At 51.5% G+C, this 16477-nt stretch carries 20 protein-coding genes; 13 read left to right on the forward strand and 7 right to left on the reverse strand.

What is annotated here, in order from left to right; genetic code table 11:
- Nucleotides 1-4: 4 nt before the first annotated feature.
- The 3 genes from KNP60_RS14490 to KNP60_RS14500 all read left to right on the forward strand — a co-directional run bounded on the left by KNP60_RS14490 (nucleotide 5) and on the right by KNP60_RS14500 (nucleotide 2408).
- Nucleotides 5-1357 (forward strand): GH1 family beta-glucosidase, encoded by a 1353-nt coding sequence (locus KNP60_RS14490; RefSeq protein WP_034781545.1) that lies wholly within the window; start codon nucleotides 5-7, stop codon nucleotides 1355-1357.
- Between the two features lie 92 nt (nucleotides 1358-1449).
- The gene (locus KNP60_RS14495) at nucleotides 1450-1950 is read left to right on the forward strand and encodes a hypothetical protein (protein WP_034781547.1); all 501 of its coding nucleotides are present in this window, start codon (nucleotides 1450-1452) and stop codon (nucleotides 1948-1950) included.
- Nucleotides 1951-1952: 2 nt separating this feature from the next.
- Nucleotides 1953-2408 carry a WapI family immunity protein gene (locus KNP60_RS14500; RefSeq protein WP_034781549.1) on the forward strand — a complete coding sequence of 152 codons (456 nt, stop codon included), beginning with the start codon at nucleotides 1953-1955 and terminating at the stop codon, nucleotides 2406-2408.
- A gap of 48 nt (nucleotides 2409-2456) precedes the next feature.
- Here KNP60_RS14500 and KNP60_RS14505 read toward each other — a convergent pair whose 3' ends face one another.
- The 6 genes from KNP60_RS14505 to KNP60_RS14530 form a co-directional block, all read right to left on the reverse strand.
- Entirely contained in the window at nucleotides 2457-2639 is a 183-nt protein-coding gene (locus KNP60_RS14505; RefSeq protein WP_034781551.1) for a hypothetical protein, read from the reverse strand.
- A 339-nt stretch (nucleotides 2640-2978) separates the two neighbouring features.
- Nucleotides 2979-4307 carry a PTS sugar transporter subunit IIC gene (locus tag KNP60_RS14510; protein WP_034781555.1) on the reverse strand — a complete coding sequence of 443 codons (1329 nt, stop codon included), beginning with the start codon at nucleotides 4305-4307 and terminating at the stop codon, nucleotides 2979-2981.
- An 11-nt stretch (nucleotides 4308-4318) separates the two neighbouring features.
- Complete coding sequence (locus KNP60_RS14515) at nucleotides 4319-5725, reverse strand: GH1 family beta-glucosidase (RefSeq protein ID WP_034781558.1); 1407 nt, start codon at nucleotides 5723-5725, stop codon at nucleotides 4319-4321.
- Nucleotides 5726-5740: 15 nt separating this feature from the next.
- Complete coding sequence (locus KNP60_RS14520; RefSeq protein ID WP_034781560.1) at nucleotides 5741-6049, reverse strand: PTS sugar transporter subunit IIB; 309 nt, start codon at nucleotides 6047-6049, stop codon at nucleotides 5741-5743.
- A complete protein-coding gene (locus KNP60_RS14525) occupies nucleotides 6046-6393 on the reverse strand; it encodes a PTS lactose/cellobiose transporter subunit IIA (protein WP_034781561.1) in 348 nt (115 codons plus the stop codon). Before KNP60_RS14525 ends, KNP60_RS14520 begins: the two co-directional genes overlap by 4 nt.
- A gap of 152 nt (nucleotides 6394-6545) precedes the next feature.
- Complete coding sequence (locus KNP60_RS14530; protein WP_214797781.1) at nucleotides 6546-7256, reverse strand: GntR family transcriptional regulator; 711 nt, start codon at nucleotides 7254-7256, stop codon at nucleotides 6546-6548.
- Nucleotides 7257-7454: 198 nt separating this feature from the next.
- Here KNP60_RS14530 and KNP60_RS14535 point away from each other — a divergent pair, with 198 nt between their 5' ends.
- From KNP60_RS14535 to KNP60_RS14560, 6 genes are all read left to right on the forward strand, one after another.
- Nucleotides 7455-7895 (forward strand): hypothetical protein, encoded by a 441-nt coding sequence (locus KNP60_RS14535; protein WP_034781565.1) that lies wholly within the window; start codon nucleotides 7455-7457, stop codon nucleotides 7893-7895.
- Between the two features lie 66 nt (nucleotides 7896-7961).
- Nucleotides 7962-8405: a hypothetical protein gene (locus KNP60_RS14540; RefSeq protein WP_034781567.1), complete on the forward strand. Its 444-nt coding sequence runs from the start codon at nucleotides 7962-7964 to the stop codon at nucleotides 8403-8405.
- Nucleotides 8406-8915 carry a hypothetical protein gene (locus KNP60_RS14545; protein ID WP_034781570.1) on the forward strand — a complete coding sequence of 170 codons (510 nt, stop codon included), beginning with the start codon at nucleotides 8406-8408 and terminating at the stop codon, nucleotides 8913-8915. It begins immediately after the preceding gene.
- The gene (locus KNP60_RS14550; protein WP_034781572.1) at nucleotides 8908-9378 is read left to right on the forward strand and encodes a hypothetical protein; all 471 of its coding nucleotides are present in this window, start codon (nucleotides 8908-8910) and stop codon (nucleotides 9376-9378) included. Before KNP60_RS14545 ends, KNP60_RS14550 begins: the two co-directional genes overlap by 8 nt.
- 35 nt (nucleotides 9379-9413) lie before the next feature.
- Entirely contained in the window at nucleotides 9414-9959 is a 546-nt protein-coding gene (locus KNP60_RS14555; RefSeq protein WP_034781574.1) for a P-loop nucleotide/nucleoside kinase family protein, read from the forward strand.
- Nucleotides 9956-10714 carry an endonuclease/exonuclease/phosphatase family protein gene (locus tag KNP60_RS14560; protein WP_034781577.1) on the forward strand — a complete coding sequence of 253 codons (759 nt, stop codon included), beginning with the start codon at nucleotides 9956-9958 and terminating at the stop codon, nucleotides 10712-10714. Before KNP60_RS14555 ends, KNP60_RS14560 begins: the two co-directional genes overlap by 4 nt.
- A gap of 32 nt (nucleotides 10715-10746) precedes the next feature.
- On the opposite strand, the gene KNP60_RS14565 is transcribed toward KNP60_RS14560, so the two are convergent.
- Nucleotides 10747-11082 (reverse strand): hypothetical protein, encoded by a 336-nt coding sequence (locus tag KNP60_RS14565; protein WP_034781578.1) that lies wholly within the window; start codon nucleotides 11080-11082, stop codon nucleotides 10747-10749.
- A 411-nt stretch (nucleotides 11083-11493) separates the two neighbouring features.
- Here KNP60_RS14565 and glmS point away from each other — a divergent pair, with 411 nt between their 5' ends.
- From glmS to KNP60_RS14585, 4 genes are all read left to right on the forward strand, one after another.
- Nucleotides 11494-13290 (forward strand): glutamine--fructose-6-phosphate transaminase (isomerizing), encoded by a 1797-nt coding sequence (glmS, locus tag KNP60_RS14570; RefSeq protein WP_214797782.1) that lies wholly within the window; start codon nucleotides 11494-11496, stop codon nucleotides 13288-13290.
- 144 nt (nucleotides 13291-13434) lie between these two features.
- Nucleotides 13435-13926: a DUF2798 domain-containing protein gene (locus KNP60_RS14575; RefSeq protein WP_034781583.1), complete on the forward strand. Its 492-nt coding sequence runs from the start codon at nucleotides 13435-13437 to the stop codon at nucleotides 13924-13926.
- Nucleotides 13927-14067: 141 nt separating this feature from the next.
- A complete protein-coding gene (locus tag KNP60_RS14580) occupies nucleotides 14068-14337 on the forward strand; it encodes a PTS sugar transporter subunit IIB (protein WP_034781585.1) in 270 nt (89 codons plus the stop codon).
- Entirely contained in the window at nucleotides 14321-16354 is a 2034-nt protein-coding gene (locus tag KNP60_RS14585) for a BglG family transcription antiterminator (RefSeq protein ID WP_084592994.1), read from the forward strand. The genes KNP60_RS14580 and KNP60_RS14585 overlap by 17 nt, the downstream gene beginning before the upstream one ends.
- Nucleotides 16355-16477 lie beyond the last annotated feature (123 nt).

Here is a 16477-nt window from a genome sequence, read left to right on the forward strand (position 1 = left end):
CACTATGCAATTCAATAAAGACTTCGTCTTCGGGACCGCGACTTCGTCGTATCAGATTGAAGGCGCGCATAACGAAGACGGGCGCACCCCGTCGATTTGGGACATGTTCTGCGACATCGACGGACGCGTGTTCGAGAAGCATAACGGTGACGTCGCTTGCGATCACTACCACCGCTTCGAGGAAGACATCCAGCACATCAAACGGCTCGGTGTCGACACGTACCGCTTCTCAATCGCATGGCCGCGCATCTTCCCGGCGAAAGGTGAGTTCAACCCGGCTGGGATGGCGTTCTACAAGACGCTCGCGACACGCCTCCGTGAGGAAGGCATCAAGCCGGCCGTCACGCTCTACCACTGGGATCTCCCGATGTGGGCACATGAAGAAGGTGGCTGGGTGAACCGCGACTCGGTCGACTGGTTCCTCGACTACGCCAAAGTATGTTTCGATGAGCTCGACGGCATCGTCGACTCATGGATCACGCACAACGAGCCATGGTGTGCCGGCTTCCTCGGCTATCACGTCGGTGTCCACGCTCCAGGACATCGCGACATGAACGAAGCGGTTCGCGCCGTGCACCATATGCTCCTCTCGCACGGAAAAGCGGTCGAACTGTTGAAACAAGAGTTGAAGTCGACGACACCAATCGGCATCACGCTCAACTTGTCACCGGTTTACGCCAAGACGGACTCGGTGAACGACCGACTCGCACAAAACAACTCGGACGGTTACTCGAATCGCTGGTTCCTCGATCCAGTGTTCAAAGGTCAGTATCCGGTCGACATGATGAACTTGTTCGCGAAATATGTTCATACGTACGACTTCATCAAACCAGGTGACATGGAGACAATCTCGACAGAGTGCGACTTCTTCGGCATCAACTTCTACAGCCGCGGACTCGTTGAGTTCAGCGCGGCGAACGACTTCATGACGGTGGCTGCGTACTCCGATTACGACAAGACGGGCATGGGCTGGGATATCGCCCCGAACGAATTCAAAGACCTGATCCGTCGCTTACGTAACGAGTACACAGACCTTCCAATCATCATCACAGAGAACGGCGCGGCTTACGACGACGTGCTTGAGAACGGCGAAGTCCATGACGATAAACGCATCGATTACGTCAAAAAGCACCTCACAGCCGTATCCGACTTGAACGACGAAGGCATGAACATCGCCGGATATTATCTCTGGTCGCTCATGGACAACTTCGAATGGAGCTTCGGTTATGAGAAACGCTTCGGCATCCTCTACATCGACTTCGACACGCAAGAGCGCGTCTGGAAAGACAGCGCGAAATGGTACGCCGGCGTCATCGGCGACCATAAAGCCAAACACGCGGATAGCGTCGAGGCGTAAGATGGATCCATCCCTGCCGCTACAGGGGTGGATTTTTTGTGTGGAACCGATTCATGCGGGGAACGTATGAAGTAGGGAGAGGAGGACGGACGATGGCGTCACACCATAGAACGAATCAAGAGCGGGAACAGGGTAAGACGACCATGCTTATGATGATGTCGTTGCTGTGCTGGTTTATGTACGGGTTGTTCTATGGGTTGGTCTATTCAAATGTCCTCGTGATCTTTTTTGTGTTGTTCTCTTCCTTTTTAGGGGTGAGAGGACTGATGGAACGGAATAAACGGATTGAACGGGAACGGGAGATTCGTGATCTCGGTGTGGAGATTGATTCGGAAGAAGGGGAGATGTTGATGAAACGCGAGTATGCGACGTATGAAGTGACAGGTTATGACGACAAAGGAAAGATCAAGTTCATCCATTTGAAGGAAGGCGAGTTCGTCTTGCCGGTCGAAATCAAAGGGGACGACTTGACGAAAATCAAGAAGATGATGGAACTCAATCCAGGCGTGACGGTCATCGTCCACGCAGCGGTGGATCAGAAACGGATGCGCCTCTTGGAGATTGACGGCTATTCGCTCAGGAAGGACGGTTGACGATGGCGCTCACGAAGTTGGCGTCGCGCGACGAAACGATTGATGTGACGATCGAGAGCTATGCGTATGCCTATCCTGACGCCGATGACATCCATGATGCGGCGTGGCATCGGAATTGGGTCGGGCTCCATACGCCGGACCATCGCATCACGTTCGATGACATCATGCTCGACAGTTTGCTCGTCGCACACTACATACCGGTATTCGAGTCGTTCGTTGCCGGTGACATGCAAAAAGTCGAGTTCGAACCGACAGAACCGTATATCCGCTTGACGGTGACGAGGAGAGACGGCGATGGGGACGAAGTGGACGTGCGAGGCCATCTGGAGCACCCGCTCGGGGACGAGGTGGAAGAACTTGATATTAACTTTGAAACCTCTGTAGCGAACGTGGAACGCTTCCTAAAAGGCTTGCGGGACATCGCAGCTGAATTTCCGATCCGGGAGCGTGATTTGTAATAAGACGAAACAGATGAAAAAAACGCCGTGACAGTAAGTGTCATGGCGTTACGAATCGAGTTGTGATTTATTGGCCCGGTACTTGCCTAACGAGTAGGCGGCACATAGAAGAAAAATCATATGTAGCCCGATGCCGATCAACATCGCGTACGGGACGATGGATTTGAACCCAAGCCCGAAAGCGAGCGCTGCGCTCGATAAGATCATGAAGCTAGGGGTGTAATTTTTCATATCCAGTTACTCCTTATCTATTTGTTAGTAACTATCTTAGGTAGAAGAAGAGAAATCAAGAGTAGGGCCACCGATAGCCCGTAAGCTATAGACAAGATAGTTCTCGTGTCTTCTCTTGATAACTGAAATCCGACAATCATAGCCATCGCTAGAGCGAACGTAGGCAATATAGCGATAGCAGACGCAATCCATTGCAGGTTCTTTCTCGTCATAGAAATTCTTCCTCATTCCTAAGTCGTGTCGACTGAGCAGACAATGTTTGAGGACCATCCACATTATTACTTGTTTCCCTAAATATAACAGCCCTTCTCATCGCTGAGAAGGGCTGTCGTTTTTTGCTTAGGCTGACGCTTTGTCTGCGTCTTCTTGTGCTTTCAACTCTTCACCATACGACACGCGATCTTGCATGCGGACGAACGGGAGGTAGACGGCTACGGCCATGGCGATCGTGACGATCTGTAAGAGCGCTGCACGCCATCCGCCGATCAAGAAACCAGAGATGACCGGTGGTGTCGTCCAAGGCACTTGAAGCGCGTTGAACGGGTCGACCCAGCCCCAAAGGATTGAGAAGTACACCATGAACGAAGCAATCGCTGGAACGATGACGAATGGTACGAACATGATCGGGTTGAACACGATTGGCATCCCGAAGATGACTGGCTCGTTGATGTTGAAGAGACTTGGTGCGAGTGAGAGCTTACCGAGTTGCTTCAAGTGAGCCGAACGGGCGACGATGAGTGTCGCGATGATGAAACCGATTGTGATTCCTGATCCACCGAGCTTCGTGAAGACGTCGAGGAACTGGATTGTAACGATTTTCGCGTTCTCACCGGCAACGAGTGTTTCACCCGAATCAAGGATTGCTTGGTTTTGAAGCGCGTTCGCTGTAAGGAGTGGTCCCATGATACCCATGATGATCGCAGCTCCGTGAATTCCACACCACCACATGACTGACATGAGCACCATGATGATAACGGCTCCGGCAAGTGTGTCGGTCAAGTTTTGAAGTGGTGCTTGAAGCACGTCATAGACGACTTCAGTGAACGTACGATCTGCAACCGCTTGGAAAGTCGCGAATGTCGCAACCGCAAGTGTGATAATCGCAAGACCAGGGACAAGTGCTGAGAATGAGTTCGATACGCCCGGTGGAACACCGTCAGGCATTTTGATGCTGATGCCGCGTTTGATGAACTGCGAATAAATAAATCCAACGACCAATCCGACGACGATGGCAGCGAGGACACCTTGTCCGCCTGTCCATACTTTCGGGATGACTCCGCCGACTGTTTCTCCACCTTCAGAGAGGACAGACGCTTGCGTGATGATCAAGAACGAGATGATTCCGAGAATACCAGCTGGTACGCCTTCGATCTTTTCATTTTTCACGTACGAGTAAGCGATTCCGAATACACCGATCAAGGCGAGAATGTCAAACGTCGCACCGACGACTTGCGTGAGCGGGAGCGTCCAATCGGCTCCGAACAGACCTGACATGAATTCGGCCCAGCCTGGAATCGGGAGCGCGAGGATGAGCAAGAACAATGACCCGATGATCGTCATCGGCATCGTCAGGATGAACCCGTCCTTAATTGCAAGGACGGGCTTGGCGTTCGCGAAACGAACGAACCCTGGCGTGAATTTTTCAAATACGGTTTCTAAGCGGCTCATGGGGAACCTCCTTATAGGTTTTCAGCGCGAGTAGCGATAATGTCTTTGTACCAGTAGAACGATTTTTTCTTTTTACGAGCAAGTCCGTTGGCGTGGTCCACGTAGATGAAGCCATATTGCTTCTTATATCCGTTGAGCCAGCTGAGGAGATCGATGGCCGACCAAGCGTAGTAACCTGCGACGTTGACACCTTGTTCGACAGCGTGTTTCACGGCGCGGATATGACCTTCGATGTATTCGATGCGAGCGTCGTCGACGATTTCTCCGTCCACGATCGGGTCGACATCACCGAGACCGTTCTCTGTGATGTAGATTTTCACATCGCCGTAACGATCTTTGAGCATGTGCATGCCGTCAAGGAACGCTTCCGGTGAAATTTCCCAAGCCCATTTCGTGTAGACCTTGTCATCCATCATGACCGTCTTATAGACGCCATCGAATGAAGGGTTACCCGGACGGCCTGTCGAGTTCTCGCGGCCACCGGCCATGACGAGCGCCGAGTCATTTTTCATGACGCGTTGCGGGCTGTAGTAGTTGAGGCCGATGAAGTCGTTCATCGAAGCCGTGCGTTTCAAGAGGTCGAGCTCTTCGTCTGTCATTTCAGGGAGAAGGCCTTGCTCTTCGAGTCCTTTCACGACGTACGCTGGGTATTCACCTTTCAAAATCGGATCATAGAACCAGTGCGTCGAGTAGGCGTTCGCGTGCATTTCAGCGAATTTGTTCTCTTCAGCGTCATCGATGCTGAAAGCCGGGTTGAACACGTGTGTGATTCCGATTTCACCTTCGTAACCGTTTTGTTTGAACAACTCGACGGCACGAGCGTGAGCGACGAAGACATGGTGTGTCGTTTGGAAGTATCCTTTGACGTCGCCTTCGATGCCTGGCGGGTGTGCCCCAGTCAAGTAGCCGAGCGAGCAGAAGATGACCGCTTCGTTGAACGTGATCCAGTGACGGACACGGTCGCCGAACGATTGGAAGCAAGTATCGGCGAAACGGACGAATGCGTCAACCGTCTCTGGATTTTTCCAGCCGCCTTTTTCTTCAAGCGCTTGCGGGAGGTCCCAGTGGTAAAGTGTCACGAATGGGACGATGTTGTGCTTCAAGCACTCGTCAATCAAGTTGTTGTAGAACTCGAGTCCTTTTTCGTTCACTTCACCTGTGCCGTTCGGGAAGACACGCGGCCATGAGATTGAGAAGCGATATGATTCGAGTCCCATCTCTGCCATGAGCGCGATGTCTTCTTTATAACGGTGGTAATGGTCGACTGCGACGTCGCCGTTTGTATCTTCAAATGTTTTCCCAGGAATTTTCGAGAAGACGTCCCAGTTCGAGAGTCCTTTCCCGTCCTCGTTCCATGCGCCCTCGACTTGGTAAGAAGCCGATGCGGCGCCGAACAAGAAATTGTTTGGCATTTTCAAAGTGGTCACCTCAGTTTATTTATTCGCGAGTTTCAATGCGTGGTCTAATACTTTCGTTCCGTTCATCATGCCGTAGTCGACAGTGTTGATGACATCGATTGGAACGCCCTTCGGCTCACAGATTTGTTTGCCTTTCGAGAGCAAGTATTTGACTTGTGGTCCGAGAAGCGCGACGTCGAGGTTATCCACGTACGTTTCCATTTCTGATTCTGGGTAAGCAGCGATTTCAGCATCGATGCCTCGCTCAGCGGCAACCGCTTTCATTTTTTCTACTAACATACTTGTTGACATACCTGCTGCACAGAAGAGTCCGATTTTCATCATTTTTGATCCATTCCTTTCAATTGGTTGATTTCGTTTTGCATGTTCATCATATAGCCGAGCATCTCTTTTACGAGGATCGTGTTCATCAAGTGATCTTGTGCGTGCACCATGAGAACGCCGACCGTAGCCGTTTTCCCTTGTGCCTCGAGTGTGACGAATTTCGTCTGGATGGCGTGTGCTTCTTTCAATGTCGCGTCACCAGCTTTAACTGCTTCAGCCGCTTCATCTGCTTTGCCTTCTTGCATCAACAGCATCGCGTGATGGTAGCTCGCTTTGGCGTCGCCTGAGAGGGCGATTAAACCGAAGATATCTTCGGGAGTAATTTCGATTGTTTCAGAAACCATAGTATCTCTCCTTTTTGTATGGATAACCAAAATTCATAGGTACAAATTCTACAAGTTGATAGTAGCACGATACCGCTTACATGTAAACCCTTTCTTTTCGTCCGAAATGTGAACATAAAAAAACGCACACGAGAACAATCTCTCGAGCGCGTTTAGGACTTGATGTTAGAGACTTTGAGCATCTTCACATGGCGGAAATGATGTGTTGAGCGCGATACGTCGAAGATTTGACCGTTCGTCAAATAGACGGTGTTGTCGACGAGAAGGGCCGGGTCGTTCTCTTTCAGTCCGAGCAGTGCCGCGTCTTCCGCGTTCAAAAAGTCGGCGTAAATGACACGGTCGGCAAAACCGATGGCGAGCTTTTGGTCGTTGCGGAAGTAGTTGTAGATCGACTTCTCGGTGATGTTCCGGTCGAGATAGACGACGAGGTCTTTTCGGAAATACGAGTCCTCGACCGAGAACGGATGGTCATCGACGAGCCGGAGACGTTTGACGTAGTAGACGGGCGTCCCGACGTTGCACTTCATCCGTTCGGCGACTTCCTCGTTCGCTGTCGTCAATTCGAAATCAAGGACTTGCGTCTCGACTTTCCGTCCACTGAAGTCGCTCGTGAGACCTTGCAACTTCTCGAGGTTCACGTAATCGCTCATGTAATGGTCACGGACGAAGACGCCGCTCCCTTGGACCTGATAGACATACCCTTTGTTGACGAGAATCTCAATCGCTTTTCGAATCGTATTGCGGCTGACGCCGTATTTCGTAGCATATTCGTCCTCGGTGAGGAGCTTGTTCGTATGTTGATAGACATGATTCATAATGTCTGTCTCAATCTGTTCAGCGACTTGTTTATACTTTGGAGCCATCAGGGTCTGCACCTTTCACATGAAAATTTGTAGGTATGAATACGCTATCAGTATATCAGAAATTGAATCAGGGTGGCGGACAATCCTTCGGAAATTGTTGAAAAACGTCGAACGATTGTACAGAGAATCATTGAAATCTGCGAAACGAATTCAAAAGGGTTTCGTATAAAAATAGAGAAGAGTGAGGAGGAGAAGACAATGGCACAATCAGTTCGGATGGAACGGGAACGAGAATGTAAGCAACGACATACACGTATCGGTTACGCCCTATTGGCGGTGATCATTCTGGCGTTCGCTTTAATGTTTTTTGGACGGGCAACGTGGGTCACCGTCCCGCTCGGCCTTGTCGGCATTGCCCTGCTCATCTCGGACGGGGAAAAATATCGGATGAGACGGTCGTTTTTGTGCGAGTCAGCCGCACAAAAAATGCTCCGTTGGCAGTTGGTATACGACGTCGTAAATACGAGCGTACTCATCATCATGGTCGGTGGGCTATTGATTTTTAGTCAAGACAACATCTATTGGGCGTTCGCGGTCGTCATCTGGGGAATCATTACCGAAGTCGTGTCGCGTCGCTTACACCGGGCGCTAAAAGCCCATGATCCAATCTTACGAGCCCTTGAACTGGAGGAAGCATGATGAGGGAACGAGTTAAGTAGGAGCGGGTGTTGCTTTCTATAAATGAACACACTAGGAGGTGAGCGGATGGAACAACAATTACAACAAGAGATACGTTGGGTGCAACGGATGCAAAAGCTCGCGGTACCAATATGGGTCACTTACGTGATTGCACTGATTGCCGCGTTGATTGTGAACAAGGACTGGCTGATTCCGCTCATGTTTTTTGTAGCCGTCTTGACCATGTATATGAGTTATCGCCAATACCGCATCATGCGTCACATTTCGAACCGCGTTGACGTCCACCGTTTATTGAAATTAAAAATGGGCGTCGATTGGATCGGGTCCATCCTCTTGTTCACCTTTTTCGCGACGTTGTTAACGGTAGAGTCGGTGGGATTGTTACTCGGCGGCGTCTTCGCTATTTGGTCGATGACCGATTCGGCAAGGAGTCGGTTCATTCAGCAAAAAATCACCGCGTGCGATCCGACGATGCCGACTTATGATGAAGTAATCGAAAGGATGAGCTAAATGGAACTGTCACCACAATCAAAACAACAAATTGATACGATTCTTCGATTTGAAAAGTGGACCGGTTGGGGTTTTGGTATCCTGGCTGTTTCTGCAATCGTTGGGATGCTCGTTTACGCATCGTACTGGGAGATGCCCGATTCGTTCTTTCTATTGTTCTTAGTAGCGATTTTCGCTATGTTGATTAGCATTGAAACGACTCGATTCCTCATGTGGCTCCGGTTCGTGAAAAACGAAAAAGCACGGAAGCTGCTCACGCTGCGGTACACGGTTTATTCGATTGGGTTTAGCGCGATCGGATACTACGGGGTCGTCGTATTTTATGAGACGACACAGCCACAAACGTTCCAGGCATTTTTGTTGTCGCAAGCCTTTTTCTGGGGAGCAGCCTTTTTCGGGAGATGGCTCGACCGCATCATCCAAAAGCATGACGGTCATTATTTGACGGGAGAGGATTTGAAACTGATTCGGGAAGCGCGCGACATCGAGAAGGAACGAAAGCATGGATAAACGGAGCCAAATGCGAGAATTGACGGCGTTCGATCAGAGAAAGCATTCCACACACGTGTTCTTGTCAGCGGTGTTGGCCGCGCTTCTATTTTTCTCATTAGAGTATAATTGGCTCTCACCAATGACAGTCATATTTCTCAGCATCGCAGCGGGTCTTCCTGACTTTCGTAAGATGTGGCAACGTGAGAATATTAAAAAACAATTTTTGAAGTCGGATGCAGCAAAGCGCCTCATCCATCTTAACTCGATCTTCGGGCTCGTGACACTACCCTTCTTCCTAGTGTGGGTTTATGCATTGCTCACGGATTTGATTACACTCCAAACGTTCGCTTTGATTGGGCTAGGAGCATACGTGCTCGCTATTCTCGAGCATCGTTTGTACGAGCGTCACATGGCTCAGCTCGACGATCACTACGTCACGGAAGCCGAATTGAGAGAAGAGCAAAAGTGGGGGAGCGCTTAGGCGCTTCCTTTTACATGTTGAAGGGGGAACAATTGATGAAGCAGAAGGTATGGATTATCTCGGGCCCGGCTGGTGTCGGGAAGTCGACGACGGCGAGACGGTTCGCTCAAGACATGGAGAAGAGTGCATATGTGTCTGGTGACGACATCAGTCATATGACGGTGTCCGGTCGTGAAAGGCCATGGGAATCGGAGCGGGCGAACGACCTGGTATGGAAGAACATCGTATCTTTAACCGATAATTTTCTTGAAGCGGGATATGATGTCGTCGTGGACTGGGTCGCCTTTTGGCAAGACGTGAAGCGCTACACGGTTCACTGGATTGAACAAGGTATTGAAGTACGCTACGTCATCTTATGGGCGGAGCAAGACGTTCACGTCCAACGTGATCAACACCGGCCGAGCGATGCGCAGATGGGGGAGCGGGTTATCCTATTGCGGAACGAGTTTCTAAGCTCGGGTGCACCGGACCGTTACTATTTAGACAACACGGTCGGTGAGTTGAGCGAAACGATTCAACAGCTTCAAGAAAGCGAACAATTCGTGCTGACAGATTTGCAACAAAGTGGAGCCAGTACATGAGGATTGCGACGTTCAACCTCTGGAACAATCCGACATTATGGTCCGAACGGATCGAGTCCATCTGTGCCACAGTGAAGATGATTGACGCCGATGTGCTGGCGTTTCAAGAAGTCAAAACGCATGTGGAAGGGGAGCAAGGCATCAGTGTGGCCGAGCAGATCGCCAACGAAACGGGCTATCCGTTTTGCGTATTTCTCGCCTATCCGGACTCACCCGATGAAGGGCTCGCTATCTTAAGTCATATTCCGCTCGATACGAATGATGCGATTTGGCACCACGAGGTAGAAGAAGCGAACTACTGTGCGATGCGGGTGACGTTTCAAGCAGGAGGTCACGCGTTCGGATTGACGAACGTCCATTTGAATTGGAGGTCGCCGGTCATTCGGGAAGCACAAGTGCAGGCGGTCCGCGAGTGGATCGGTGAGGGAGAACGTTACGAGCTGCTATGTGGTGACTTCAATGACAATCCACAGTCGGAGATTTATCGTGATTTGACCGCAAATCGTTGGATCGATGTCGCCACATGTCATCGTGGTGGGGATGAGCCGACGCTGGATTATGTACACAACCCGTATTTGAAGCAGGATTCTTTGCAGAAACAACCAACACGCTACGATTGGATGTTATTGCGTCACGACGAAGGGAACGTCCCGCTCATCTCGAGCGTGGACGTGTTTGGGAAGACTCCTGTCACGAATGCTGGAGTGTTGCCGAGTGATCATTATGGGGTCCTACTCGACCTCGACACAATTTAAAAACGGGGGAGCGCTTGAGCGCTGCCCCGTTTTCATTTGAACGTTCGGATGATGAAGTAGAGGCAGATGAGGAACGGAATCAAGAAGAAACTCCCAATCCACTCGCCTTGTCCGAATAGAAGCCAAGCGAAGAGCTGAAACGATAAGACACCGCCGGCAGCAAGTCCGGCAAAGCGATACGCTTTCGGACGAAGCGACGGGTCGTCCCACCATTCTTTAAAGAACGGGAAGCTGAACAAGAGTGCGAGCGCCAAGAAAAAGGCGGCTGGAAACACGAGAAAATCGCCAAGTTCACTCTGTCCTTCAATTTGCAGCCATTTGGATGCGGTTGATAAGATGATGCCGATGACGAGAAAGACGATATTCATGGCCATTCCTCCACTTCATCTAATAGATACCTTTATCATGCCCGAACGAGGTCGATGGGACAAGCCTGTAAAAGAAGTGGCTTTTTAGTGAAAGTGGTGACTTTTGCATGAACAGTAAAAAAGTATTGAAGCGCGTTGTGACAAAATCGCTATTCGTTTACATCTAGAACCGCTAGCATGAAAGGGTATCTGGAGAAACGGCCAGCTATGAAGGAAAAGCGCCAGAACTCTATGGAGTTGACGAGGTGGGGGTAATCGATGTTTCGGCGGATGCCTCCTAGTCGCCTGTCACGACTAAAAGTGTTCTTTTAAAACGTTCGGGTGACCGGACGGACAATGAGGAACACGTTGACAGCACTCTAAAAAGCCCGTTTCCTTTTTCGAGAAATCGAATATAGAGGAGATTTTTGTATGTGTGGAATTGTAGGAATGATTGGTCAAGTCGGAACGAAAGAGATTTTATTAAAAGGGTTGGAGAAGCTCGAGTATCGAGGTTATGACTCAGCTGGAATCGCGCTCGTCGGTGATGATGTCCATGTGTTCAAAGAAGTCGGTCGCATCGCCGCACTTCGTGACATCGTACCGGTCGAAGCGGAAGGCGCCATCGGCATCGGTCACACACGTTGGGCGACACACGGGGTGCCGAGCGTGCCGAACGCCCACCCGCACCAGAGCACGACGGGCCGCTTCACGCTCGTCCACAACGGTGTCATCGAGAACGACGAACAGATCAAGGCGACACTCGACGTGCCGTTCCTCTCGGAGACGGACACGGAAGTTATCGTCCAGTTGATGGAGAAGAACTTCGTCGTGCTAAATGACGTCGAGGCGGCGTTCCGCAAGACGTTGTCTGAGCTCCACGGCTCGTATGCGATCGCGATGATCGACTCGGAAGATCAAGAACGCCTCTATATCGGCAAAAACAAGTCACCACTCCTCGTCGGACTCGGAGACGGCACGTTCAACGTCGTGGCGTCTGACGCGATGGCGATGCTCCAGGTGACGGACCAGTACCTCGAGCTCCACGACGGCGAGATCGTCATCTTGACGCGCGAATCGGCGACGATCAAGACACTCGACGGCGACGTCCTCGAGCGTGCGCCGTACACGGCCGAGATCGATGCGTCAGACATCGAGAAAGGCACGTACGCGCACTACATGTTGAAAGAGATGGACGAGCAACCGGCCGTCATCCGCAACATCATCCAGCACTACCAGAACGACGCCGGTGACATCGAGCTCACGGAAGGCGTGCGCTCGCTCGTCTCGGAAGCGGACCGCATCTATATCGTCGCCTGTGGCACGAGCTATAACGCTGGGCTCGTCGGAAAAGACATCCTTGAGCGAATTGCCGGCATCCCGACCGAGGTCCACGTCTCGTCAGAGTTTGGCTACAATATGCCGCTCTTAAGTTCACGTCCGCTCTTCGTCTTCTTGTCACAGTCTGGAGAGACGGCCGACAGCCGGGCCGTCCTCGTCGAAGTGAAGAAGCGCGGCTACAAGGCACTCACGATGACGAACGTGCCAGGATCGACGCTCTCGCGTGAAGCGAACGAGACGATGCTCCTCCACGCCGGCCCGGAGATTGCGGTCGCGTCGACGAAAGCGTACACGGCCCAAATCGCCGTGCTCGCGATTCTCGCCTACGACATCGCTCGCGCGAACGGGAAAGAGTTGCCGTTCGAGTTGATGCCGGAACTCGCGCGTGTCGCGACGATCATGGACTCGATCATGTCGCAAAAAGAACTGTTTGAAGATTTGTCGGACCGTTACTTGAAGACGACTCCGAACACGTTCTTCATCGGACGCGGACTCGATGCGTCGGTCTGTCTCGAAGGCGCGCTCAAAGTAAAAGAGATCTCGTATATCCAAGCGGAAGGGTATCCGGGTGGCGAACTCAAGCACGGTTCAATCGCCTTGATTGAAGATGGCACACCGGTCATCGCACTCATCTCGCAACCGAAGACGAACTTGAACATCCGCGGCAACGTCAAAGAAGTCGTCGCCCGTGGTGCGAACGCGTGTATCATCTCGATGCAAGGCGTCGAGCATGAGAACGATGAGTTCATCTTGCCGCACGTCGAACCGATTCTCGCCCCGCTCATCACGGTGTTACCGGTTCAACTAATGGCGTATTACGCCGCGCTCGCACGTGGCTGTGACGTCGATAAACCGCGTAACTTGGCGAAATCGGTGACGGTTGAATAATTTCAAAAAATAATGCTTACGAAGCAGGCCTCCAACTTGCTACACTATGACAATCAGTTTGTAGAGATATTGGTCATAGACCGAAAATATATGTCACAAGATACGTCTACCCTCTGAAATCATATGTTGTATGGAGGCTTACTTATGTACCAAGAAGACCGATTACCTCAAAGTCCAAAAGAAGGCGTCTTGTTCATGCTGATCATTTCGATTTTGTCCGTGAACACGATCGCGCCGATCATCGTCGGGATGGAACGCGGCTTTAGTGTCGCCCATTATATCGACACGCTCAAAATCATCCCGTTCGCCTGGATCGCGCTCATGATCTTGATTCGCTTCATCGTCAAACCGGCAGCCGGGATGCTATTCAAACGATTTGACGGAGAAATGGATGGCTTTAACGCCCGAATCTTATTGAACATCGTGTTGAACGTCTCGCTAATCTCATTGTTCATGACAATCATCGGACCGTGGATCGGGATGGGGGAAATCGATTTTGATACGTTGCAACACTTCTTCCCGACGTGGTTCCGCAATTTCGGTATCGCGTTCTGGGTCGAGTTGTTGTTCGCCCAACCGATTGCCCGTGCCGTCATGAAGTCGATTCATGCACGGAATCGCTTGAAGACCGCCTAACTTTAGACACAGCATCTTTCCGATTGAGGAAAGGTGCTTTTTACTGCTTGCCGATATCTTTGCCAACAAGCAAAATAGTAGGTGGAGTAAGCGATTGCATCGTATGGTTAGATAAAGATAAGCGATGAAAGAAGGTCTGACATGAACGTATATATTGCCTGTCCATGCGGGTTCGTCACGAGCGCGATGGCGGCGAAGCTGTTTGCTGAAGCGTGTTCGGGAAAAGTGTCGTGTGTGATTCAACACGGCACGTATCGGGACATCCCGGAAGACGTGGATTGGATTATTTATCAAGCCGGGACGGAGGCGGTCGATCATCCGACCGCGCACGTTCGCTCGGTCAGACACATGTTATCGCTCACGGAATATCGACAGCTTGTCGAGGAATGGGTGAATGGATATGAAACATGAGTGGAGCGCCCGAGAGCGCTCGATTTTACTACATCTATTGGCAACGGAGACATCAACACCGCTCGCGGAGATCGCGCAAGCGGTCAATTTGTCTGAGCGGACGATTCAACGGGAGCGTCAACTGCTCGAGGGCATCTTGCGCGAGTTCGAGTTAGAACTCGCTTGGCAGCGCGGGCACGGCCTCAGTCTCATCGGGCGTTCCGACGCGAAACAGCAACTACGGGAAGATTTGATTTTGTCGGCCGAGGCGATTCCGACGGCGGAGGACCGCATCTTCGAGCTCGCCTGGAGGCTCCTGTTTGAAAAAGATACGCTTAAGCTGCAGGCGGTCGCGAAACAGATGCACGTCTCACCGAGCACGCTCACACAAGACTTGGAGAAACTCGATCGTTGGTTCGACGAGTATCACCTCGAAGTCGAGCGGAAGAAAGGGGTCGGCGCGCGGGTGCTCGGCCTTGAAGCCGAGAAGCGGAAGCTGATGATCAATGCGCTTCTCGCCCATTGGGACACGCTCGCGTTCTATCGCTTCGTGCGCGGGGAGGATGACTACATCCCGACCTTTTTGAAGACCGTCCCGTGTGACGTCATGCTCGAGGCGCTCCGTGACGGTTATGACTATTTGAAGGAACATCCGTATGAGCGGATGGACGACCGGACCATCATGCGGGTGACGTTCGCCTATGGCGTGCAACAAGCCCGTCTGGACGCCGGCTTCTTCCTCGAGATGTATACGAAAGGCCGTTCGGACGATTATTTGAAAGTCGCATTTGATATGGAGACGGCCCTCGGGACGCCGTTCTCGATGGCGGAGCGGGTCTGGTTCGCTGAAGAAGCGAACCGGCTCCGGTCGTTGAAGGAACAGATGAAAGAAGATGAGGAAGAGCGTTGGGTCATGCAGATCCGTGTCCATAAGCTCATCCATCACGTTTCACTGATCCACGGATTCGCCTTCACGGACGATGCCGCGCTCGAGAAGGGGCTACTCGCCCATATCTTATCGAGTATGAACACCCAAGCCCTTCCGGATACGGACACGGTCCGTCCGCACATCGACCGTGACTATCCGCATTTACGTTCGGCGATTCAACAGGCGGCCGATATTGTCTTCGGGACGAATACGTTCACGGAAGAAGAGACGGTGTTTTGGGCGATGCATTTCGCCGCCGCGCTCGTTAAACCGGTTCGGCGCCGCGAATATCGAGCCCTCGTCGTCTGTTCGGCGGGTCTCGGATCTTCGAAGATGCTCGTCAACCGGGTCAAACAAGAGTTTCCAGAGATGCAGGACGTCGTCAACTCGTCGTTGTTCGGTCTTGAACAGCATCGACTCGACGACTATGACGTTATCTTGTCGACTGTGCCGTTGCCGCCGTTATCAGTGCCGACGCTCATCGTCAATCCGCTGTTGACGAACGAAGAAGTGCAACGCGTCCGCCACTTGCTGTTATCGCTCCCACAGTCGTTCCAAACGAAAGAGAAGAGCCACTCGACGATGCTCGACTTCAATGAACTCGGTGCCCTCGTCGAGACGTTCGAAGGGATGGACCGGCAGTTCGATCTCGTCACGCTCGATAATAGCGACCGATTGGAAGACATCTTGCTCGATATCGGGACGCATCTAGAAGAACGTGGACTCGTCCAAAGCGGCATCCAGTTATCGGCCCAACTGCTCCGGCGTCATGAAGTGGCCGGGCTCGGGATTCCGGGCACGAAACTGGCCTTGTTCCATGGGCGTCACGCCTCGATTGAACGAGCGAGTGTATTCGCTTTCGACTTGAATCAATCGATCCCGCTCCTCATGATGGACCAATCGACCGAACCGGTATCGCGTCTGCTCGTCCTGCTCGCACCCGAAGAGGCAGAGGACGTCGAACTCCAGTTCCTCAGTGCCGTCAGTGGATCGTTGATTGAGAGCGAACAACATATGAACTTATACAGTAACGGTTCAAAGAAAGAACTGCGTCTCTTGCTTCATGAATGTATGAAGAAAATGATTCAAGACACGCTGCACGAGAAATGACCCGCCATGGTCATTTTTTTATTTGGCAGAGAATGTTGCCAAAGTGTGAACTGGATTGAATTGAGAAAGCGCTTACGCTGAGACTACAATACGAGTGTAGAGCACAAACCGGTTAGCTACACT

The organism is Exiguobacterium sp. s5, assembly GCF_018618075.1.
Classification (GTDB): Bacteria; Bacillota; Bacilli; order Exiguobacteriales; family Exiguobacteriaceae; genus Exiguobacterium; species Exiguobacterium mexicanum_A.

Coding starts and splice junctions, on each gene's coding strand:
- KNP60_RS14525 (WP_034781561.1), bottom strand. CDS start 6,393: ATGGTTTCTGAAACAATCGAAATTACTCCCGAAGATATCTTCGGTTTA.
- KNP60_RS14550 (WP_034781572.1), top strand. CDS start 8,908: ATGGATAAACGGAGCCAAATGCGAGAATTGACGGCGTTCGATCAGAGA.
- KNP60_RS14500 (WP_034781549.1), top strand. CDS start 1,953: ATGGCGCTCACGAAGTTGGCGTCGCGCGACGAAACGATTGATGTGACG.
- KNP60_RS14545 (WP_034781570.1), top strand. CDS start 8,406: ATGGAACTGTCACCACAATCAAAACAACAAATTGATACGATTCTTCGA.
- KNP60_RS14510 (WP_034781555.1), bottom strand. CDS start 4,307: ATGAGCCGCTTAGAAACCGTATTTGAAAAATTCACGCCAGGGTTCGTT.
- KNP60_RS14585 (WP_084592994.1), top strand. CDS start 14,321: ATGGATATGAAACATGAGTGGAGCGCCCGAGAGCGCTCGATTTTACTA.
- KNP60_RS14575 (WP_034781583.1), top strand. CDS start 13,435: ATGTACCAAGAAGACCGATTACCTCAAAGTCCAAAAGAAGGCGTCTTG.
- KNP60_RS14490 (WP_034781545.1), top strand. CDS start 5: ATGCAATTCAATAAAGACTTCGTCTTCGGGACCGCGACTTCGTCGTAT.
- KNP60_RS14530 (WP_214797781.1), bottom strand. CDS start 7,256: ATGGCTCCAAAGTATAAACAAGTCGCTGAACAGATTGAGACAGACATT.
- KNP60_RS14565 (WP_034781578.1), bottom strand. CDS start 11,082: ATGAATATCGTCTTTCTCGTCATCGGCATCATCTTATCAACCGCATCC.
- KNP60_RS14495 (WP_034781547.1), top strand. CDS start 1,450: ATGGCGTCACACCATAGAACGAATCAAGAGCGGGAACAGGGTAAGACG.
- KNP60_RS14535 (WP_034781565.1), top strand. CDS start 7,455: ATGGCACAATCAGTTCGGATGGAACGGGAACGAGAATGTAAGCAACGA.
- KNP60_RS14505 (WP_034781551.1), bottom strand. CDS start 2,639: ATGAAAAATTACACCCCTAGCTTCATGATCTTATCGAGCGCAGCGCTC.
- KNP60_RS14555 (WP_034781574.1), top strand. CDS start 9,414: ATGAAGCAGAAGGTATGGATTATCTCGGGCCCGGCTGGTGTCGGGAAG.
- KNP60_RS14520 (WP_034781560.1), bottom strand. CDS start 6,049: ATGATGAAAATCGGACTCTTCTGTGCAGCAGGTATGTCAACAAGTATG.
- KNP60_RS14580 (WP_034781585.1), top strand. CDS start 14,068: ATGAACGTATATATTGCCTGTCCATGCGGGTTCGTCACGAGCGCGATG.
- KNP60_RS14540 (WP_034781567.1), top strand. CDS start 7,962: ATGGAACAACAATTACAACAAGAGATACGTTGGGTGCAACGGATGCAA.
- KNP60_RS14560 (WP_034781577.1), top strand. CDS start 9,956: ATGAGGATTGCGACGTTCAACCTCTGGAACAATCCGACATTATGGTCC.
- glmS (WP_214797782.1), top strand. CDS start 11,494: ATGTGTGGAATTGTAGGAATGATTGGTCAAGTCGGAACGAAAGAGATT.